Origin of the sequence: Streptomyces sp. NPDC002328 (assembly GCF_042890065.1) — a bacterium.
Classification (GTDB): Bacteria; Actinomycetota; Actinomycetes; order Streptomycetales; family Streptomycetaceae; genus Streptomyces.
The window spans coordinates 343,955-364,518 of sequence record NZ_JBIARQ010000001.1; the positions used below are offsets into that span (position 1 = coordinate 343,955).

Genomic DNA, 20,564 nt, shown 5'->3' on the forward strand with positions numbered 1-20,564 from the left:
GATCCGTTCCCTAGCGGTGTGCGCGACTGGCGGCGATCGCCTCGTACACCATGCGGACGAGCAGGTCGTCCGCGTCCCGGCGGCCGAACTCGCTTGCGGCGCGGGACATCTCGTACAGCCGGTGCGGGTCGGCGAGCACGGGCAGGACGGTCTCCCGGACCCATTCCGGGGTCAGTTCCGCGTCGTCGACGAGCAGTCCGCCGCCGGCCTTGACCACCGGCTGGGCGTTCAGCCGCTGTTCGCCGTTGCCGATGGGCAGCGGGACGTAGGCGGCCGGGAGTCCGACGGCGGAGAGCTCGGCGACGGTCATCGCGCCCGCGCGGCAGAGCATCATGTCGGCCGCGGCGTACGCGAGGTCCATCCGGTCCAGGTACGGTACCGGGATGTAGGGGGGCATTCCCGGCATCTGCTGGACGTGCGGCAGTTCGTTCTTCGGGCCGACCGCGTGCAGGATCTGGATGCCGGCCTGCTGGAGCCACGGGGCGACCTGCTGGATCACCTCGTTGAGCCGGCGGGCGCCCTGCGAGCCGCCGGAGACGAGCAGCGTCGGCAGGTTCGGGTCGAGGCCGAACATCGCGCGGGCCTCCGGGCGAGCGGCGGCCCGGTCCAGGGTGGCGATGGAGCGGCGCAGCGGGATGCCGATGTAGCGGGCGTCGCGCAGCTTGCTGTCGGGCGTGGAGACGGCGACCCGGGCGGCGTACCGGGAGCCGATCTTGTTGGCCAGTCCGGGGCGGGCGTTGGCCTCGTGGATCACGATGGGCACGCCGAGGCGCTTGGCGGCGAGGTAGCCGGGCAGGGCCACGTACCCGCCGAAGCCGACGACGACGTCCGCCTTGGTGCGCTCCAGGATCTGCTCGGTCGCCTTGATCGTGCCGCGCAGCCGGCCCGGGACGGTGATCAGCTCGGGGGTGGGCTTGCGCGGCAACGGGACCGCGGGGATCAGCGCCAGCTCGTAGCCCCGCTGGGGAACGAGCGTGGTCTCCAGGCCGCGTTCCGTGCCCAGGGCCGTGATCCCCACACTCGGGTCCTGCCTGCGCAGGGCGTCCGCGAGGGCGAGCGCGGGCTCGATGTGGCCGGCGGTCCCCCCACCAGCGAGTACGACATGCACCGAAATTCACCGCTCTCCGGACGAGCGCGCCGCCGAGGCACGCCGTCGCATCGTGTTCCATCTCCGGGGCCCCCTGAGGGAAGCAGAGCCCCCGGCTCCCCGCTTTCTACCAAAGCGGGGATGCCGCATCGCAAGCGCCGCCCGCGCAGCGGGCTCGTCGCGTGCGAAGGCGATCAGCAGCCCGATGGCGAACATGGTCGGCAGCAGGGCGGACCCTCCGTAGGAGAACAGCGGGAGGGGGACGCCGGCGATCGGCAGCAGACCGAGCACCGCACCGATGTTGATCACTGCCTGAGCGGTGATCCAGGTGGTCACGCCTCCCGCGGCGTACCTCACGAAGGGGTCCTCCGTGCGTCCGGCCACGCGGATACCCGCATAGCCTAGAGCCGCGAACAGGGCGAGCACCGACAGCGTCCCCGCCAGGCCCAGTTCCTCACCGGTGACGGCGAAGATGAAGTCGGTGTGGGCTTCGGGCAGTTGGCCCCATTTCTCCACACTCGCGCCGAGCCCGGAGCCGAAGATGCCGCCGGAGGCGAGCGCGTAGATCCCGTGCACGGCCTGCCAGCAGTCGACCTGGCCCGACTGGGGCTCGGTCGCGCCGAGGCACTGGAGCCGGGCCATGCGGTTGGGGCTGCTCTTGATGAGGATCACGCCGATCGCCGCCGCCACCGACAGCACCCCGACGAAGAGCCGGGTCGGCGCGCCCGCCAGCCACAGCAGGCCGAACAGGACCGCCGTGAGGATGATCGCGGTGCCCATGTCGCCGCCGAGCATGATCAGTCCGAGCAGCATGAACGCGACCGGCACCAGCGGCACCAGCATGTGCTTCCACTGGGTCAGCAGCTTCCTGTCGTGCTTGCGGGCGAGCAGGTCCGCGCCCCACAGCACCAGCGCGAGCTTGCCGAACTCGCTGGGCTGGATCTGGAAGGAGCCGCCGAGCGAGATCCAGTTCTGGTTGCCGTTGACGGCCATTCCTATCCCCGGCACCTGCACCAGGATCATCAGGAAGACGGCCCCGGCGAGGATCGGGTAGGCGAGCGCCCGGTGCAGCTTCACCGGCATCCGGGAGGCGACCAGCAGCAGCACCCCGCCGATGGCGGCCGCGAGGAACTGCTTGCGGAAGAAGAACGATCCGGGCAGCGACATCTGCAACGCCTTGATCTGCGAGGCGGAGTAGACCATCACCAGGCCCAGCACGGTGATCAGCAGACTGCCGCCCAGGATCAGGTAGTAGGCGGTCAGCGGCCGGTCCCAGGCCTTGCGCGCCCGCGTGTACAGGCGCAGCACGGGGTTGTCCCGAGGCGGCCGGGGGGCGGCGGGCCTGCGGACGGTGCGCTGGACGGGCGGACGCCCGGTACGGCTACCGGGCACCGCGGCCTCCGCTGAACGTCGACCTCGACGGTCCCACGCGTCCCTCCCAAGGTCCGCCCGGCGGCGGCCGGGTCAGGCGCCGAGTTCGCGAACGGCCTCCGCGAACGCGTCACCGCGCTGGTTGTAGTTGGCGAACATGTCCATGGAGGCGCAGGCCGGGGCGAGCAGCACCGTGTCGCCGGGCCGCGCCAGCCGCTTCGCCTCCTGGACGGCCTGGAGCATCGCCCCAGTGTCGGTCCGGTCGAGGTCGACGACGGGTACTTCCGGGGCGTGTCGCGCGAGGGCGTCGCGGATCAGCGCCCGATCGGCGCCGATGAGGACGGCCCCGCGCAGCCGCTTCGCCGACTTGGCGACCAGTTCGTCGAAGGTGGCGCCCTTCGCCAGTCCGCCGGCGACCCAGACGATCGACTCGTAGGCCGCCAACGAGGCTTCCGTGGCATGGGTGTTGGTGGCCTTGGAGTCGTCGATGTAGGTGACGCCGTCGACGTCCGCGACGTGGGCCATGCGGTGGGCGTCCGGGACGAAGGCCCGCAGGCCGTCCCGCACGGCCTTGGCCGGCACGCCGAAGGCGCGGGCGAGGGCCGCCGCGGCAAGGGCGTTGGCGACGTTGTGCGGGACCGGCGGGTCGACGTCGGAGACCTCGGCGAGTTCCTGGGCGTTCTTCTGCCGGTTCTCGACGAAGGCGCGGTCGACCAAGATGCCGTCCACGACGCCGAGTTGGGAGGGGGCGGGCGCGCCGAGGGTGAAGCCGATCGCCCGGCAGCCCTCCTCGACGTCGGCCTCGCGCACCAGGTCCTCGGTCGTCTTGTCGGCGACGTTGTAGACGCAGGCGACCCGATTGCCCTCGTAGACACGGCCCTTGTCCTTGGCGTACGCCTCCATGGAGCCGTGCCAGTCGAGATGGTCGGGGGCGAGGTTCAACACGGTGGCGGAGTGCGCCCGCAGGGACGGCGCCCAGTGCAGCTGGTAGCTGGAGAGTTCGACGGCGAGGACGTCGTACGGCTCCTCGCCGAGGACCGCGTCCAGCAGGGAGACGCCGATGTTGCCGACGGCCGCCGCGCGCAGGCCCGCCGCCTGGAGGATGGAGGCGAGCATCTGCGTGGTGGTGGTCTTGCCGTTGGTGCCGGTGACGCAGAGCCAGGGGGCGGCCTTCCTGCCGTCCAGCTCCCGCAGGCGCCAGGCGAGTTCGACGTCGCCCCAGATCGGCACCCCGGCCTCGCGGGCCGCGGTGAAGAGCGGTTTGTCGGGCTTCCAGCCGGGCGCGGTGACGATCAGCTCGGTGCCCTCGGGCAGGGTGGCGCCGTCACCGAGGCGCACGGTGACGCCCAGGGCCCGCAGTTCGGCGGCCTGGGCACGCGCGCGCGGGTCGTCGCCGTCGTTGACGACGGTGACCCTCGCGCCGAGCCCGTGCAGCACCTTGGCCGCCGGGACGCCGGAGACTCCGAGCCCGGCGACGGTGACGTTCTTCCCCTGCCAGTCGGTCACTTTTCGGCTGCCCATCCCGCGTAGAAGAGGCCCAGTCCGACGATGACGCAGATGCCCTGGATGATCCAGAAGCGGACCACGACAAGGACTTCGGACCAGCCCTTGAGTTCGAAGTGGTGCTGGAGCGGTGCCATCCGGAAGACGCGCTTGCCGGTGAGGCGGAACGAGCCGACCTGGATGACGACCGACATGGTGATGAGGACGAACAGACCGCCCATGATGGCCACGAGCAGCTCTGTGCGGGAGCAGATGGCGAGGCCGGTGAGGACACCGCCGAGCGCGAGCGAACCGGTGTCACCCATGAAGATCTTCGCCGGTGAGGTGTTCCACCACAGGAAGCCCAGACACGCGCCCATCAGCGCGGCGGAGATGACCGCGAGGTCCAGCGGATCGCGTACCTCGTAGCAGGCGTTGGGGTTGGTCAGGGTCTCGCCGTTGGCGCAGGACTCCTGGTACTGCCAGACGCCGATGAACGTGTAGGCGCCGAAGACGAGGACCGAGGCGCCGGTGGCCAGACCGTCCAGACCGTCCGTCAGGTTCACGCCGTTGGACATCGCGAGGATCATGAACAGCGCCCAGACGACGAACAGCACCGGGCCGATCGACCAGCCGAAGTCCGTGATGAACGACAGCTTCGTGGAGGCCGGGGTGTTGCCGCGGGAGTCGGCGAACTGGAGCGAGAGCACCGCGAAGGCGATGCCGACGATCAGCTGGCCGGCCATCTTCGCCTTGGCCCGCAGACCCAGCGAGCGCCGCTTGACGATCTTGATGTAGTCGTCGAGGAAGCCGACCAGACCCATGCCGCACATCAGGCCCAGCACCAGCAGACCGGAGTAGGTCGGCGGCTTGCCCGTGATCAGCTTGGACAGGAAGTACGCGGCGACGGTCGCCAGGATGAACGCGATGCCGCCCATGGTCGGCGTACCGCGCTTGCTGGCGTGCTCGCGCGGGCCGTCGTCGCGGATGTACTGGCCGTAACCCTTGCGCGCGAGCAGCTTGATCAGCAGCGGCGTGCCGACCAGGGTCAGGAAGAGGCCAATGACTCCCGCGAACAGGATCTGCTTCATCATCGGGCGGCGACCTCACCCTCGGCACCGGTGTCGAGCAGCGCCTGGGCGACACTCTCGAGACCGACCGAACGGGACGCCTTCACGAGCACGACGTCCCCCGGGCGCAACTCGCTGCGCAACAGGTCGACCGCCGCCTGTGCGTCGGACACGTGCACCGACTCCTCACCCCACGAACCCTCGTTATATGCGCCCAGTTGCAGCCAGGCGGCTTCCCTGCCCCCGACCGCGACGAGCTTGCCGACATTGAGCCGGACGGCGAGCCGTCCGACCGCGTCGTGCTCGGCGAGCGCCTCGTCCCCGAGCTCGGCCATCTTGCCGAGCACCGCCCAGGTCCGCCGCCCCTTGCCGATGGCCGCCAGCGCGCGCAGTGCGGCACGCATGGACTCGGGGTTCGCGTTGTAGGCGTCGTTGACGATCGTCACGCCGTCCGGGCGCTCGGTGACCTCCATACGCCAGCGGGAGAGGGAGCCCGCCTCGGAGAGCGCGGTGGCGATCTCTTCCGCGGACATGCCCAGCTCATGGGCGACGGCGGCCGCGGCGAGCGCGTTCGACACGTGGTGCTCACCGTACAGGCGCATGGTCACATCGCTGCACCCGGAGGGTGTGTGAAGGCTGAAGGCGGGCTGTCCGCTGTCCGTGAGTCGTACGTTCTCGGCGCGTACGTCCGCTTCGTCGGACTCTCCGAAAGTGATCACCTTCGCCTTGGTCCGGGAGGCCATGGCCCGGACCAAGGGGTCGTCCGCGTTGAGGATCGCGGTGCCGCCCTCCTCGGCCGCCGGGAGGCTCTCGACGAGTTCGCCCTTCGCCTGGGCGATCTGCTCGCGGCCGCCGAACTCGCCGATGTGGGCGGAGCCGACGTTCAGGACGAGCCCGATCCTCGGCGGCGTCAGACCGGTGAGGTAGCGGATGTGGCCGATGCCGCGGGCGCCCATCTCCAGCACCAGGAAACGGGTTTCCTCGGTGGCGCTGAGCGCGGTGAGCGGCAGCCCGATCTCGTTGTTGAGCGAGCCGGGCGTCCACACGGTCGGCGCCTTGTGCTGGAGCACCTGGGCGATGAGGTCCTTGGTGCTGGTCTTGCCGGCCGAGCCGGTGAGCGCGACGAGCGTCGTGCCGAGCCTGCGCACCACGTGCCGGGCGAGGGCGCCCAGCGCCGCCTGGACGTCGTCCACGACGATCGCGGGCACGCCGACGGGGCGCGAGCCCAGGACGGCCGCCGCGCCCGCCTCGACGACCGCCCGCGCGTAGTCGTGGCCGTCGACGCGTTCGCCGACGAAGGCGACGAAGAGGCTGCCGGGCCCCGCTTCGCGGGAGTCCCGGACGACGGATCCGGTGACCTGGACGGACGGATCCGGTATGTCGTGCGTCTGCCCGCCGACGACTTCGGCGATCTCGGCGAGGGAGAGGGCGATCACAAGTTCATCCCTGGGTCTTCTGGATAGCTTCGCGAAGCACCTGGCGGTCGTCGAAGGGACGGATCACGCCGGCGATGTCCTGGCCCTGCTCATGGCCCTTGCCCGCGACCAGCACGGTGTCCCCGGCCTGCGCGCGCCCGACGGCGGCGGCGATCGCCGCGGCCCGGTCCTCGAACAGCTGCACCTCGCCGCGCTCGTGGGCGGGCACGGACGCCGCGCCCTGGAGCATGGCCGCGAGGATCGCGAGGGGGTCCTCGGAGCGGGGGTTGTCGGAGGTCAGCAGCGCGGTGTCGGAGAGCCGGGCGGCGGCGGCGCCCATCGGCTCGCGCTTGGTGACGTCGCGGTCGCCGCCGCAGCCGAGCACGACGTGCAGGCGGCCCTTGGTGACCTTGCGCAGCGCCTTGAGGACCGACTCGACGGCGTCGGTCTTGTGCGCGTAGTCGACGACCGCGAGGTAGGGCTGCCCCGCGTCGACGCGCTCCAGCCGGCCCGGCACGCCCGGCACGGCGGCGACGCCGTCGGCGGCGGCCTGCGGGTCGAGTCCGGCGGCGGCGAGGGCGACGATCGCGGCGAGGGCGTTGGCCACGTTGAAGGGGCCCGCGAGCGGCGACTTGGCGGCGACGCGGCGGCCGTCGGGGCCGACGACGGTGAACGTCGAGTCCAGCGGGCCGACCTGGACGTCCACGGCGCGCCAGTCGGCGTCGGGGTGGCCCTCGGCGGAGAAGGTGATGACGGGGACGGTGGCCTCGTCGACCAGGCGGCGGCCGTACTCGTCGTCGAGGTTGACCACGCCCAGCTTGCTGCGCTCCGGCGTGAACAGCTTCGCCTTGGCCTGGAAGTAGTCCTCCATGCCGGAGTGGAACTCCATGTGCTCCGGGCTGAGGTTGTTGAAGACGGCGATGTCGAAGACGCAGCCGTCGACCCGGCCGAGGACCAGGGCGTGGCTGGAGACCTCCATGGCGACCGCCTCGACGCCGCGCTCGCGCATGACGGCGAACAGGGCCTGGAGGTCGGTGGCCTCGGGGGTGGTGCGCTCGGACTTGATGCGCTCGTCGCCGATGCGCATCTCGACGGTGCCGATGAGTCCGGTGGCGCGGGCGGTCTTCAGGCCGCCCTCGACGAGGTACGCGGTGGTGGTCTTGCCGGAGGTGCCGGTGATGCCGATCTGGAGCAGGTCGCGGCCCGGGTGGCCGTAGATGGTGGCCGCCAGCTCGCCCATCCGCCCGCGCGGGTCGTCGACGACCAGGACCGGCAGGCCGGTCGCGGCGGAGCGCTCGGCGCCGGTCGGGTCGGTCAGGACGGCGACCGCGCCGAGGCCGGCGGCCTGGGCGACGAAGTCGGCGCCGTGCAGGCGGGCTCCCGGGAGGGCGGCGTACAGGTCGCCGGGGCGGACGGCGCGCGAGTCGTGGGTGATGCCCGTGACCTCGGCGGCGGTTCCCGGCTGCTCGGCGCCCAGCTGATCGGCGAGCTCCGCGAGGGGTGCGGCGGAGGTCTGAACCGGTCGCGGCGGTCCCGGATAGGTCACGGAAGCGCCCTTCTGGGTGGTTTGGGACTGATCAGCGTGTGGCACGGCGGTGAGCGTACCGGGCGCACCCGCCCGGGAGCGAAGTGAGGGCCCGGGCGGGGGCGGGAGCGGGGCGCTGTTCCCGGGGTCGGGAGTGATCATGGTCACGGGCTGGTTCCTGGCTTGTTCGGCGCTGAACGGTGGCGGGCGGGGAGCTGGGTGGGGCGGGCTCAGGGAACTCGGTGCGGGGCTCGGGGTTCAGGGACTCAGGGGGAGAAGGCGACCGGCAGCTTCGCCGGCTTCGCCCCGGTGGGCGGGACCTGGAGGGACTTCAGGGCGAACTCCATGACCTGCTTGAAGACGGGGCCGCAGATCTGGCCGCCGAAGTAGCTGCCCTCGGTGGCGTTCTGGATGGCGCAGTAGACGGTGACGCGGGGGTTGTCGGCGGGGGCGAACCCGGCGAACGACGACGTGTAACCGTTGTACTTGCCGGTGGCCGGATCCACACGGTTGGCGGTGCCGGTCTTGCCCGCCACGCGGTAGCCGGGGATGCGTGCCTTGGTGCCGGTGCCCTCCTCGTCGTCCACGACCGACTCCAGCATCTGGGCGAGGGTCTTCGCCGTCTTCTGGCTGACCACGCGCGTCTTCTGCGGGGCCTCGGCCGGGGTGAAGCGTCCGTCGGGCCCCTTGGTGCCGCGGACGAGGCTCGGGGCGACGCGGACGCCGCCGTTGGCGATGGTCGAGTAGACGGAGGCCGCCTGGAGCGCGTTGACGGACATGCCCTGGCCGAAAGGGATCGTGTACTGCTGCGAGGTCGACCAGGCGGCGGGCGCCGCGAGGATGCCCTTCGTCTCGCCGGGGAAGCCGAGCCCGGTGTGGCGGCCGATGCCGAACTTGCGCAGGTAGGAGTAGAGGACCCGGTTGGCCTCGGCCTGCGTCTTGCCGAGCTGGCCGGTGGCCAGGATGGTGCCGATGTTGCTGGACTTGGCGAGCACGCCGTTGAGCGTGAGGTACCAGGTCGGGTGGTCGATGTCGTCCTGGAAGAGCCGGTCGCCGCGGTGCAGCCGGTTGGGCACGGTGACGTGGGTGAGCGGGGTGGCCGCGTTCTCCTCCAGGACGGCGGCCATCGACATCACCTTGGCGGTGGAGCCGGGCTCGAAGGCGTCCTGGACGGCCGCGTTGCCGAGGGCCTCGGGGCGCGCGTCGGACAGGTCGTTGGGGTCGAAGCCGGGCGAGTTGGCCATGGCGAGGATCTCGCCGGTGCGGGTGTCCTGGACGATGACGTAGCCGCGGTCCGCCTTGGACTTCTTCACCTGCTCGCCGATGGCGTTCTGCGCGGCCCACTGGATGTCGCGGTCGATCGTCAGCTCGACGTCGGAGCCGGGCACGGCGGGCGTCTCGGTGGAGCCCGCGGTGGGCACCTGACGGCCGCCGGACTGGGCGTAGCGGATCTTGCCGTCCTTGCCGGCGAGGGTCGCGTTCAGCTGCTGCTCCACGCCTCCGCCGCCCTTGCCCTCGGAGTTGACCCAGCCGAGTATTCCGGCGGCGAGGTCGCCGTTGGGGTACACGCGCTTGCTGCTGGGCACGGAGAAGACGCCGGCGAGGACGTTGACGGTGGCGCCGTCGGCGTCCGACTTGTCGGCGAGGGCGGACTTCAGGTCCTTGATCTGCTTCCAGACCTGCGGGGTCTGCCGGCCGGCCAGCTTGGTGTAGCGCGTGTCCGGGTCCTTGGGGCGCAGCTTCTTGACCAGGTCGGACTGCTCCTGGCCGAGGATCGGCGCGAGGAGGGCGGCCGCCTGCTCGGGACCGTCGCCGATCTTCAGCTGCTCGCGGGCGAACATCGTCGGGTCGGCCGTGATGTCGTAGGCGTCCTCGCTGGCGGCGAGGGCGACGCCGGAGCGGTCGGTGATCTCGCCGCGCTCGGCGGCCAGCACCTGGCCGACGTACCGGTTGCGCTCGGCCTTGGCGGCGTAGGTGCTCGCGTCGACGGCCTGCACCTGGAGGAGGCGGACGACGAAGGCGGTCAGCACCAGGGTGAGGGCGAGGCCGACCATGCGCAGCCGGGGGCGGGGGCTGCCGAGCCGGATGACGCGCGCGGCGGCGGGACGGGGCGTGGCGGCACGGGGGGCGGCGGGACGGCGGGCGGGGCGGGCGCCCGGGCCGGGCCGCCGCCGCTCGGACGCGGGGCGGGAGGGCCGGGCGGGGCCGGGCACGCGCCGGCGGGGCGGTTCCCTGTCGGACACTTCCGTCACCTGCCGGGAGTCGTGGGAGTGGCTGCGGTCGGGGTGGCGTCGGGGACGGGCGTCGCGGGTGCCGGGTCCGCCGGGGTGTCGGCAGCGGTGCCCGCGGTGGCGTCCGCGTCGGTGTCCGTGTCGCCGTCGCCGGTGGCGTCGCTGTCGGCCGGGGCGGTCTCGATGGCCTCGGGCGGGCGGACGGCCACGGGGGTGTCCCGCGCGGACCGCAGGGCGGCGGGCGACGGGACGCCCTTCACGGTGCCGTCGGAGCCGAGGAACGCGGGATCGCCGCCGGGCACCATGCCGAGTTCGCGCGCGCGGCGCTGGAGGGCGTCCGGGGCGGAGTAGGAGTCGATGTCCCGCTGGAGCGCCTGCTCCTCGTCGGTGAGGCTCTTGGTGTCCTTCTCCAGGTCGTCCATCCTGAACGAGCCCTCGCTGAGCGCGGAGTTCAGCACGAGCAGGCCGATGAGACCGCCGCCGAGGAGCAGGACGACGAGGAGGACGAACGGCGTGCGGGCCGCCCGGCGCGGGCCGGCCGGGAAGAGACGCGCGAGCCGGGCGGCCCTCCCCCGCAGTTCGGGTTTCCCGCTCACTCGCCCTCCCCCGCCGAGGAGTTGCGGCCCGAGCGCCCCTCACGCCTCGGGCACACCGCGCTCCTCACGTCTGTCACGCCCCTCATTCGATGTGCTCCCTGATGCGCTCGGCTCCGCGCAGCCGCGCCGGCGCCGCACGCCGGTTCTCGGCGACTTCTTCCTCGGTGGGAAGTTCGGCACCGCGCGTGAGCAGCTTGAGCCGGGGCTGGTAGCGCTCGGGGACGACCGGCAGTCCGGGCGGCGCGGTGGTGGCGGCCCCGGCCGCGAACACCTGCTTCACCAGCCTGTCTTCGAGCGAGTGGTACGACAGCACGGCGATCCGCCCGCCGACGTCCAGGGCCTTCACGGCGGCCGGGATCGCCCGTTCCAGGACGGCGAGTTCACCGTTGACCTCGATGCGCAGCGCCTGGAAGGTGCGCTTGGCCGGGTTGCCGCCGGTGCGCTTGGCGGCCTGCGGGAGCGCGGCGCGGATCAGGTCGACCAGGCGCGCGCTGTTGGCGAACGGCTCCTTGTCCCGCTCGCGGACGATCGCGGACACGATCCGCTTGGCCTGCTTCTCCTCGCCGTACGCCCGCAGGATGCGCACGAGTTCGCCCGGCGGGTAGGTGTTGAGGACCTCGGCGGCGCTGATGCCGGTCGTCTGGTCCATGCGCATGTCGAGCGGGGCGTCCTGGGCGTAGGCGAACCCCCGGTCGGCCTCGTCGAGTTGCATGGAGGACACGCCCAGGTCGAACAGGATGCCCTGCACGCGCGCGATGCCGAGCCGGGCGAGCACGGCGGGGAGTTCGTCGTAGACGGCGTGCACGAGTTCGGCGCGCTCGCCGAAGGGCGCGAGGCGCTCACCGGACAGGCGCAGGGCCTCCTTGTCCCGGTCGAGGGCGACGAGCCGCGCCTCGGGGAACCGGGTCACCAGGGCCTCGCTGTGTCCGCCGAGGCCGAGCGTGCAGTCGACGACCACCGCTCCGGGCTCCCCGAGGGCGGGGGCCAGCAGGTCCAGGCAGCGCTGGAGCATCACCGGGACGTGCCGGCTCTCGCCCTCCCGTCGCCCGGCATCGCCCTTGTTCGAATGCGCTTCGCGCCCCTGCACTCTGGGCCCTCTCAGATCCGGCGGGCCCGTACGCACCGCCGGGTCCCCGCCCGCTCGAAGAAGGGGAGGTCCGCCGGCGCCGGAAGCGTCAGCCGACCGGGAGCGGGAGGAGGCCGAGCCGTACGTACGCGCCGCGCACGCGGGGAGATCTCCGGCGGCCGCGCCGGGGTCTCTCGGGGAATTCAGTCCAGCGGGGAGATCGCCGCCTCCCGCTTCGCGTCACTTTAGTCCACCCTGTCACGCGGTCAATCAACCGGCCTGCGCGTCGCGGTCCCACGCGCGCGTGAAGCGGCCGACCGCCGGAAATCACCCGTTCGGGTAGCCGTCTCTCACCCTTGTGGCTTACCTCACAGGCGCAGCGTGATGACGCCCTTTTTCCCTTCTCACAACAGGACCGCGACGGCGGTGACCAGTAACGTCATGCCTATGACGACTTCCGCATCCGTCCCCATCGAGTCCGCGGGCACCATAGGCAGCGGCAGCGTGACCGACCGCCTGGTCCAGGCGAACGGGCGCTACGCCGCCGCGTTCACCGACCCCGGCATGGACGCCCGGCCCGTGCTGCACGTCGCCGTCGTGGCCTGCATGGACGCCCGTATCGACCTGCACGCCGCGCTCGGTCTGGAGCTCGGCGACTGCCACACGATCCGCAACGCGGGCGGTGTGGTGACCGACGACGTGATCCGCTCGCTCACCATCAGCCAGCGCAAGCTGGGCACGCGCAGCGTGGTCCTCATCCACCACACCGGCTGCGGCCTGGAAGCGATCACCGAGGACTTCCGCACCGAGCTGGAGATGGAGGTCGGCCAGCGCCCGGCCTGGGCCGTCGAGTCCTTCCGGGACGTCGACCAGGACGTACGGCAGTCCATGCAGCGGGTGCGCACCTCGCCGTTCCTCCTCAGCACCGAGGACGTCCGCGGGTTCGTGTTCGACGTGAAGACCGGACTGCTGCGGGAGATCGACCCCGTTCAGGAGTCCGCACAAGAGTCTTAAGACCTGACATATCGCTGTCAGTTGTCCACAGGCGAGTGACACGAAACGGTAACGGCGGCAAGAATGCGGTTGTGGCGTCGCGCGGAACTTTTCCCGCGTGGTGTCCGTGATTGGGGTGGGCCGGTCCGCGTTCAGAAGCGTCGGCCCGGAAAGAACGGGCCGAGGAGGGCCGGGTGACGACCTATGACGATCGAGCGAGCCTCACTGATCTGACCGCCACTGTGGAGCGTGTCCGCAGTTCGGTGGAAGGAGTGATCGAGGGCAAGCCCGAGGTCGTACGGCTTTCGCTGACCGTGCTGCTCGCCGAGGGACATCTTCTGATCGAGGATGTCCCCGGCGTCGGCAAGACGATGCTGGCCAAGGCACTGGCGCGGTCGATCGACTGCTCGGTGCGACGTATCCAGTTCACGCCCGACCTGCTGCCGTCGGACATCACCGGCGTGTCCATCTGGGACCAGCAGCGGCAGGACTTCGAGTTCAAGCCGGGTGCGATCTTCGCGCAGATCGTGATCGGCGACGAGATCAACCGCGCCTCGCCGAAGACGCAGTCCGCGCTGCTGGAGTCCATGGAGGAACGCCAGGTCACGAGCGACGGGCAGTCCTATGAACTGCCCAGCCCCTTCATGGTGGTGGCCACGCAGAACCCGGTCGAGATGGAGGGCACCTACCCGCTGCCCGAGGCGCAGCGCGACCGCTTCATGGCCCGGGTCTCCATCGGCTACCCGAGCCCGGAGGCCGAGCTCCAGATGCTCGACATCCACGGCGGGGTGAACCCGCTGGACGACCTCCAGCCGGTGGCGCACGCGCACGAGATAGTGAAGCTGATCGAAGCGGTGCGCGGCGTCCACGTCGCGGAGGCGGTCCGCCGGTACGCGGTCGACCTGGTCGCCGCCACCCGCACGCATCCCGACCTCAGACTCGGCGCCTCGCCGCGCGCGACGCTGCATCTGCTGCGCGCGGCGAAGGCCTCCGCCGCCCTCGGCGGCCGGGACTACGCACTGCCGGACGACGTGCAGAACCTGGCCGTGGCCGTCCTGGCCCACCGGTTGCTGCCCACCGCGCAGGCCCAGCTCAACCGGCGTACGTCGGAGCAGGTCGTCGCGGAGATCATCCAGCGCACCCCGGTGCCCGCGGCCCCCCAGCAGCGCGGCTACGGCCTGGGCGGCGACGGGCAGGCGTACGGCCGGCCGCCGCGGAGGCTGTGATGGCCCTCGGGGGGACGGGGCAGGCGGACACCGGCCGCGGGGAGAAGGGCGGCGCCCGCACCGCCCTGGCCGGTCTGACCACCCGTGGCCGCTCGTTCCTGGCCGCCGGCGTCGCCGCCGCGATCTGCGCGTACGTCCTCGGGCAGCCCGACCTGCTGCGGGTGGGGCTGCTGCTGGCGGCGCTGCCGCTGGTGTGCGCCGCCGTCGTCTACCGCACCCGGTACCGGGTCGCCGGCAGCCGCCGGCTCTCCCCCGGGCGGGTGCCCGCCGGCAGCGAGTCCCGCGTCCATCTGCGGATGGACAACGTCTCCCGGCTGCCCACCGGTCTGCTGATGCTCCAGGACCGGGTGCCGTACGTGCTCGGCCCGCGCCCCCGCTTCGTGCTGGACCGGGTCGAGCCGGGCGGCCGCCGCGAGGTGTCCTACCGGGTCCGCTCCGACCTGCGCGGCCGCTACCCGCTGGGCCCGCTCCAGCTGCGGCTGAACGACCCGTTCGGGATGTGCGAGCTGACCCGCTCCTTCTCGACCTTCGACACACTGACGGTCATCCCGCGCGTGGAGCCGCTGCCGGCGCTGCGGCTGAGCGACGAGGCCAAGGGGTACGGCGACGGACGGCAGCGCTCGCTGGCGCTGGCCGGCGAGGACGACGTGATCCCGCGCGGCTACCGCTACGGCGACGACCTGCGCCGGGTGCACTGGCGTTCCACGGCCCGCTACGGCGAGCTGATGGTGCGCCGGGAGGAACAGCCCCAGCGGTCCCGCTGCACGGTGCTGCTCGACACCCGGGGCACGGCCTTCCGGGGCGCGGGCCCCGACTCGGCCTTCGAGTGGGCGGTCTCGGGCTGCGCGTCGGTGCTGACGCACATGCTGGAGCGGGGCTTCTCGGTGCGGCTGCTGACGGACACGGGCACCTCGGTGCCCGGCGAGGGCGCCGACGGCTTCGCCGGGGCCAGCCAGGAGTCGGCGGACGCGGCCGGGCTGATGATGGACACCCTCGCGGTGGTCGACCACTCCGACGGCACGGGCCTGTCCCGGGCGTACGACGTGCTGCGCGGGGGCAACGAGGGGCTGCTGGTGGCCTTCTTCGGCGAACTCAACGAGGAGCAGGCGGCGGTGGCCGGCAAGATGCGCCAGCGCAGCGGGGGCGCGGTCGCCTTCCTGCTGGACGGCGACAGCTGGGTGCGTGAACCGAACGAGGCCCCCGCGACGATGAACAGGACACAGGAGCGGCTGCGGATGCTGCGCGAGGCGGGCTGGACGGCCGTGAGCGTGTCACGGGGCGTTCCACTGACGGAGGTATGGCAGCTGGCGGACCAGGAGCGGTCCGGTGTGGTGACGGTGGGCGGGACGAGCGGCGGGGAGGCGGGATCATGAGCGGGCGGGCGCGACTGACGCTGTGCTCGGCGGCGGCCACACTGATGGCCTCCCTCGCCATGCTGCCCCTGGTCGACCCGGCCACCTGGATCCTCCAGGCGGCGGTCCTGCTGGCGGTCCAGTCCGGGGTGGGCGCGGCGACCCGGCGGGTGCCGCTGGCCCGGCCGCTGACCGTGCTGGCCCAGGCCCTGGTCACGCTGGTGCTGCTGACCCTGGTCTTCGCCCGTGAGCAGGCCCTCGCCGGGCTGATCCCCGGCCCGCATGCCTTCCAGCACTTCGCCGACCTGCTGCGGGCCGGCGCGGACGACGTCGGGCGGTTCGCGATACCGGCGCCGCTGTCCGAGGGCATCCGGCTGATGATGGTCGGCGGTGTGCTGGTGATCGGCCTGGCGGTGGACACCCTCGCGGTGACGTTCCGCAACGCCGCCCCGGCCGGTCTGCCGCTGCTCGCGCTGTATTCGATCGCCGCGGGCCTGTCGGACGGGGTCGTGGACTGGCTGTGGTTCCTGGTGGCCGCCGCCGGCTATCTGATGCTGCTCCTCGCGGAGAGCCGGGAGCGGCTCTCGCAGTGGGGCCGTGTCTTCGGCGGCGCCCCGCGCGCGCCCGGCGGGCCGTCCGGCCCGGTGGCCCCGGTGCGCACCGGGCGGCGGATCGGCGCGGTCGCCCTGGGCGTGGCCCTGGTGGTGCCGCTGCTGCCGCTGCCCGCGATCGGCAGCGGCCTACTGGACGGCACGGGCACCGGGGTGGGCGCGGGCAACGGCAGCGGGGGCACGATCTCCGCGGTCAACCCGCTGGTGTCGCTGCGCGACAGCCTGAACATGGACGACGACCGCACGGTCCTGACGCTGCGCACCTCCTCCAGCGACATCTCGGACCTCTATCTGCGGATCGTCTCCCTGGACGACTTCGACGGCACCACGTGGAAGCCCTCGAAGCGCCAGATCAGCGCCGTGCCGGACGAGTTCCCGACGCCCGCCGGTCTGGGCTCGGACGTCAGGCGCTCGCAGGTGACGACCCGGATCAGGGCCGCCGACTGGTACGCCCAGGACTGGCTGCCGATGCCGTATCCGCCGAGCGACGTGAAGATCAGCGGGAACTGGCGGTACGAGCCGGTCGGCATGACCCTGGTGGGCGACCACGGGCAGAACACGCGCGGCAAGACGTACGAGGTGAACAGCCTCGCCGTGCAGCCGACGGCGAAGCAGCTGGCCTCCGCCCCGGAGGCGCCCGGCTCGGTCAGGGGCGACTTCACGGAGGTGCCGGGCTCACTGCCGTCGTCGGTGGCGCGGACGGCCCGGGAGGTGACCCGGGGCGCGGCGAACGACTACGAGCGTGCGGTCAAGCTCCAGGACTACTTCGCGGTCACGGGCGGCTTCGAGTACGACACCGAGGTGCAGGTCGGCAGCGGCAAGGACGCGATCGCCCGCTTCCTGCGGGACAAGCAGGGCTTCTGCGTGCACTTCTCGTTCGCGATGGCGGCGATGGCCCGCACGCTGGGCATTCCGGCCCGGGTCGCGGTGGGCTTCGCGCCGGGCTCCCCGCAGGCGGACGGTTCGGTGGCGGTGAGCCTGAAGGACGCGCACGCGTGGCCCGAGCTGTATTTCGAGGGTGTGGGCTGGACCCGTTTCGAGCCGACCCCGACCCGGGGTACGACGCCCACGTACACGCTGCCGGAGAACTCCGGCGACGCGATCGCGGAGCTGCCGCAGGCCTCGCGTTCGGCGTCCGCCGCGCCGTCGGCGGAGGCCTCGGCGAGCACGAGCTGCTCGGCGGACGACAAGAAGGCCGAGGCCTGCACGAGCGCGCTGCCGCTCGACGAGGCCGAGCAGGGCGGCGGCGGGCCGTCCTGGTACGAGATCGCCGGATGGACGGTGCTCGGGGCCGGGGTCCTGCTGCTGCCGCTGCTGCCGATGCTGTGGCGGCTGAGACGCCGTGCGGTGCGGCTCGCGTCGGCCCAGCACACCGGGTCCTCCGCCGACGGAGGTCCGGAACCGGCCGTGCCCGGCCCGGCGGTGCTGCTGGACGTGCCGTCGCACGAGGCGACCGAGGCGGCCGTCGCCCATGTCCTGTCGGTGTGGCGCGAGCTGACCGACACGGCCTGGGACTACGGCATCGAGCCCGACGACGCGCTGACGCCCCGGCGGGCCGCCGCGCGGATCGTCCGCCTCGGCGAGCTGGACGACACGGTGGCCGCGTCGGTGCACCGGGTGGCGGGCGCCGTGGAGCAGGTGCTGTACGCGCCGCAGCCGCGGGCGGAGGCCGGGCTGGCCGACGAGGTGCGCGGGGTGCGCGCGGCCCTGCGGTCCCGGGTCGGACGGCGCACCCGGCTGCGCGCGGTCGTCGCGCCCCGCTCCGCCGTGCGCGCCGCCTGGGATCTCGCGGACCGCTGGACGGCTGTGAAGGCCTCCTGGGCGGCCCGCCTGGCGACGCTGACGCGCCGGCTGTGGCGCTTCGGCAGGACGGCCTGAGCGGCGGACCGACAGCGCGGACCGGCGGCGCGGCCGACCGGCGGCATGGCAGCGGCCCCCGCTCCGGGGTTTTCCTCGGGGCGGGGGCCGAATGCTGTGAGTGGTCCGGTGGCTGGTGTCTCGGGGCCGGTGTCAGGGCGTGCGTGAGGGGGCGACCACCCTGTCCGGGTGGTCGCCCCCTCATCGATGTCTCGATGTCCTTCGAGGCGTCTGCGCGGCTACACCGTCAGGAGCCCGGGGCCCGGCCTCAGTGACCGTGTCCGCCCTGCTCGTCACGGCGGCGCTGCCAGCGCTGCTCGATCCGGTCCATCATGGAGCGCTTGGGCCGTCCCTGACCGCGTCCCTGGCCGCCGCGAGCGTGCGGAGCGCCCGCAGGCTGTTCGCCCGGCTTGGGAGCCTTGCGCCAGCCCGTCACGGCGAGCACCGCACACCCCAGCATGACGAGGAAGCCCATCACGCTCAGCCAGACCTGCTGGGCGACCATACCGGCCATAAGGAGCGCGATTCCCACGAGGAAGCCCGCGACTGCCTGGTAGACCCGACGCCGGGTGTACGTACGCAGCCCGCTTCCCTCAAGCGCCGACGCGAACTTGGGATCTTCGGCGTACAGCGCTCGCTCCATCTGCTCGAGCATGCGCTGCTCGTGCTCCGAGAGCGGCACGGAGTCCTCCTCATCGTGCAGTCGCCGGGGCGACCCGGGGGGTCCCTTCAGGATAGGCAGGGAATCGCCCCCGTGAAACCCGCCCCTCTACGCCAATTGGCCAACCGGAGCCCGCCATGGACGTCCCGGCTCGCTGGAGGTTCCATTCCCCAGCGGCCGACCCGTCATGCCGGGCGGTCTCCCTCGATCATACGGCGCACAGCGGCCGAACGGGGGGCCTGTGGCGTACTCCATGTGCGGCCAAGTCGCTGATCAGCGGAGCGCCCCGGCCCTCGCCCCCGCGGACGACTCACGCCTCGTCGGCCCCTCGGGTCTCACCGAGGACGTGGAGCTGCGTGGCCACGGAGTGGAAGGCGGGGAGTTCGGCCGCGGCCTCCTCCAGCTTCAGCAGTGCTTCCAGGGCGCCGGGCTCGGTGTCCACGAGCACGCCGGGCACCAGGTCGGCGAAGACCCGCACGCCGTGCACGGCGCCGACGCGCAGGCCCGCGCCCTCGACCAGGTCGGTGAGCTGCCCGGCGGTGAAGCGGTGCGGCACGGGGTCGCCCTCGCCCCAGCGGCCGGCCGGGTCGGTGAGGGCCTGGCGGGCCTCCTTGAAGTGTCCGGCGAGGGCCCGCGCGAGCACGGCTCCGCCGAGGCCGGCGGCGAGCAGGCTGAGGACGCCGTCGGGGCGCAGCGCGGCCACGACGTTGCGGACGCCCTCGGCCGGGTCGTCGACGTACTCCAGCACGCCGTGGCACAGGACGGCGTCGTAGCCGCCGCGCTCGACGACGTCGAAGAGGCCGTGCGCGTCGCCCTGGACGCCCTGCACGCGGTCGGCGACGCCGGCCTCGGCGGCGCGGCGCTCCAGGGCGAACAGCGCGTTGGGGCTGGGGTCGACGACGGTGACCCGGTGCCCGAGGCGGGCCACGGGCACCGCGAAATTGCCGCTGCCGCCCCCGGTGTCGAGGACGTCCAGCGACTCACGCCCCGTGGCCTTGACCCGGCGGTCGAGGGCGTCCTGGAGGACGTCCCAGACCACGGCGGTGCGAAGGGCGGCGCGCGGGCGAGAGTCGGAACGCAGCGGCGTCGCTTCGGGGCGGTGGGGTGAGGCGGGAGGGCGCATCGGGTCCGACACGGCAGTTGACTCCTCGGCGCGGCACCGCCTCTTGCGCGGCGGAGCGAACGGGGCGCCTTCCCCGGCCGGACCGGCAGGTGGAAGGCTTCAGGCGCCTTCCACCCTATTGCCTTCGGCATCGCCTCCGACATCGCCGTCGACGCCGCACCCGGCAGCCGCGGCACGGGCCGCACCGGCCGCCGCTCGGCGTCCCGCGCCAGTCATCGTCAGCCCGCGTCAGTCGTCGTCAGCCCGCGTCCGGCATGTCCCGACCCTCCCCCGGGCCGGCCGGCCGCTCCCCCTCCCGGTGCGGCTGCCGTGCGTCGAGGCGCGGCTGCGGCAGGACCGGCTGGAGGACCAGCATGCGCTCGACGATGCGCAGGAACATCGCCACGTCCCGTATCAGGTCGTCGGCGTCCCTGCGGCCGGCCGCGCCCTGTATGCCGGCCTCCGCCCGCGCGCGGCGGCCGGCCCCGGAGGCGAACAGCGCGCTCCACTCGGTGAGTTCGGGCGCGATCTCGGGGAGCACTTCCCAGGCGCTCCGGATGCGGTTGCGGCGTCGGGGCGAGGTCTCGGGCCGGCCGCGCGCGGCGAGCACGGCGGCGGCGGTGCGCAGGGCCGCGAGGTGGGCGGTGGCGTAGCGCTCGTTGGGGGTCTCGAGGACGGCGGCCTCGTCGAGTGCGGCGCGGGCCTGGGCGAGCAGGTCGAGGGCGGCGGGTGGGGCCGTGGTCCGGCGCAGCACGGGGTGCACATCGCTCGCCGGGCCGTTCAGTGAGGGGGCAGGGCCGAGGGCGCGGCGCCGGTGGGCGGCTGCTGCGTGATTGCTGGCCATGACGAACCTCCTGTCGTCTGTGTGACGGCACGACCCGAAACGGGGTGCCGTATGTGCTCATCGTGAGGTATGGCA

At 72.6% G+C, this 20,564-nt stretch carries 16 protein-coding genes; 4 read left to right on the plus strand and 12 right to left on the minus strand.

Annotation, left to right across the window (positions count from 1 at the left end; all coding sequences use genetic code 11):
• Positions 1-10: 10 nt before the first annotated feature.
• The 9 genes from murG to rsmH form a co-directional block, all read right to left on the minus strand.
• Positions 11-1,108, minus strand: coding sequence for an undecaprenyldiphospho-muramoylpentapeptide beta-N-acetylglucosaminyltransferase (murG, locus tag ACFYX4_RS01590; RefSeq protein WP_389324004.1), 1,098 nt, complete (start codon positions 1,106-1,108; stop codon positions 11-13).
• A gap of 6 nt (positions 1,109-1,114) precedes the next feature.
• Complete coding sequence (gene ftsW / locus ACFYX4_RS01595; RefSeq protein ID WP_389324007.1) at positions 1,115-2,479, minus strand: putative lipid II flippase FtsW; 1,365 nt, start codon at positions 2,477-2,479, stop codon at positions 1,115-1,117.
• A gap of 72 nt (positions 2,480-2,551) precedes the next feature.
• On the minus strand, positions 2,552-3,979 hold the full coding sequence (gene murD, locus ACFYX4_RS01600) for a UDP-N-acetylmuramoyl-L-alanine--D-glutamate ligase (RefSeq protein ID WP_389324010.1): 1,428 nt from the start codon (positions 3,977-3,979) through the stop codon (positions 2,552-2,554).
• Positions 3,961-5,034 (minus strand): phospho-N-acetylmuramoyl-pentapeptide-transferase, encoded by a 1,074-nt coding sequence (mraY, locus tag ACFYX4_RS01605; protein WP_389324013.1) that lies wholly within the window; start codon positions 5,032-5,034, stop codon positions 3,961-3,963. Before mraY ends, murD begins: the two co-directional genes overlap by 19 nt.
• A complete protein-coding gene (murF, locus tag ACFYX4_RS01610; RefSeq protein ID WP_389324016.1) occupies positions 5,031-6,446 on the minus strand; it encodes a UDP-N-acetylmuramoyl-tripeptide--D-alanyl-D-alanine ligase in 1,416 nt (471 codons plus the stop codon). Before murF ends, mraY begins: the two co-directional genes overlap by 4 nt.
• 4 nt (positions 6,447-6,450) lie before the next feature.
• Positions 6,451-8,118 (minus strand): UDP-N-acetylmuramoyl-L-alanyl-D-glutamate--2,6-diaminopimelate ligase, encoded by a 1,668-nt coding sequence (locus tag ACFYX4_RS01615; protein WP_389324019.1) that lies wholly within the window; start codon positions 8,116-8,118, stop codon positions 6,451-6,453.
• Positions 8,119-8,216: 98 nt separating this feature from the next.
• Entirely contained in the window at positions 8,217-10,193 is a 1,977-nt protein-coding gene (locus ACFYX4_RS01620; protein ID WP_389324022.1) for a peptidoglycan D,D-transpeptidase FtsI family protein, read from the minus strand.
• 5 nt (positions 10,194-10,198) lie between these two features.
• Complete coding sequence (locus ACFYX4_RS01625) at positions 10,199-10,777, minus strand: septum formation initiator family protein (RefSeq protein ID WP_389324025.1); 579 nt, start codon at positions 10,775-10,777, stop codon at positions 10,199-10,201.
• Between the two features lie 82 nt (positions 10,778-10,859).
• Entirely contained in the window at positions 10,860-11,864 is a 1,005-nt protein-coding gene (gene rsmH, locus ACFYX4_RS01630; RefSeq protein ID WP_389324028.1) for a 16S rRNA (cytosine(1402)-N(4))-methyltransferase RsmH, read from the minus strand.
• 363 nt (positions 11,865-12,227) lie between these two features.
• Between rsmH and ACFYX4_RS01635 the strand changes: the two genes are divergently transcribed.
• The 4 genes from ACFYX4_RS01635 (at position 12,228) to ACFYX4_RS01650 (ending at position 17,903) form a co-directional block, all read left to right on the plus strand.
• The gene (locus ACFYX4_RS01635) at positions 12,228-12,857 is read left to right on the plus strand and encodes a beta-class carbonic anhydrase (protein ID WP_389324031.1); all 630 of its coding nucleotides are present in this window, start codon (positions 12,228-12,230) and stop codon (positions 12,855-12,857) included.
• 173 nt (positions 12,858-13,030) lie between these two features.
• Positions 13,031-14,062, plus strand: coding sequence for an AAA family ATPase (locus ACFYX4_RS01640; RefSeq protein WP_389324034.1), 1,032 nt, complete (start codon positions 13,031-13,033; stop codon positions 14,060-14,062).
• Positions 14,062-15,435: a DUF58 domain-containing protein gene (locus ACFYX4_RS01645; RefSeq protein WP_389324037.1), complete on the plus strand. Its 1,374-nt coding sequence runs from the start codon at positions 14,062-14,064 to the stop codon at positions 15,433-15,435. Before ACFYX4_RS01640 ends, ACFYX4_RS01645 begins: the two co-directional genes overlap by 1 nt.
• Positions 15,432-17,903 (plus strand): DUF3488 and DUF4129 domain-containing transglutaminase family protein, encoded by a 2,472-nt coding sequence (locus tag ACFYX4_RS01650; protein ID WP_389324040.1) that lies wholly within the window; start codon positions 15,432-15,434, stop codon positions 17,901-17,903. The genes ACFYX4_RS01645 and ACFYX4_RS01650 overlap by 4 nt, the downstream gene beginning before the upstream one ends.
• Positions 17,904-18,150: 247 nt before the next feature.
• On the opposite strand, the gene ACFYX4_RS01655 is transcribed toward ACFYX4_RS01650, so the two are convergent.
• The 3 genes from ACFYX4_RS01655 to ACFYX4_RS01665 all read right to left on the minus strand — a co-directional run bounded on the left by ACFYX4_RS01655 (position 18,151) and on the right by ACFYX4_RS01665 (position 20,489).
• The gene (locus ACFYX4_RS01655) at positions 18,151-18,564 is read right to left on the minus strand and encodes a DUF3040 domain-containing protein (protein WP_389324043.1); all 414 of its coding nucleotides are present in this window, start codon (positions 18,562-18,564) and stop codon (positions 18,151-18,153) included.
• A 289-nt stretch (positions 18,565-18,853) separates the two neighbouring features.
• Positions 18,854-19,678, minus strand: a complete 825-nt coding sequence (locus ACFYX4_RS01660) for a class I SAM-dependent methyltransferase (RefSeq protein ID WP_389324046.1) — start codon at positions 19,676-19,678, stop codon at positions 18,854-18,856.
• Between the two features lie 226 nt (positions 19,679-19,904).
• On the minus strand, positions 19,905-20,489 hold the full coding sequence (locus ACFYX4_RS01665; RefSeq protein ID WP_389324049.1) for an SAV_6107 family HEPN domain-containing protein: 585 nt from the start codon (positions 20,487-20,489) through the stop codon (positions 19,905-19,907).
• Positions 20,490-20,564 lie beyond the last annotated feature (75 nt).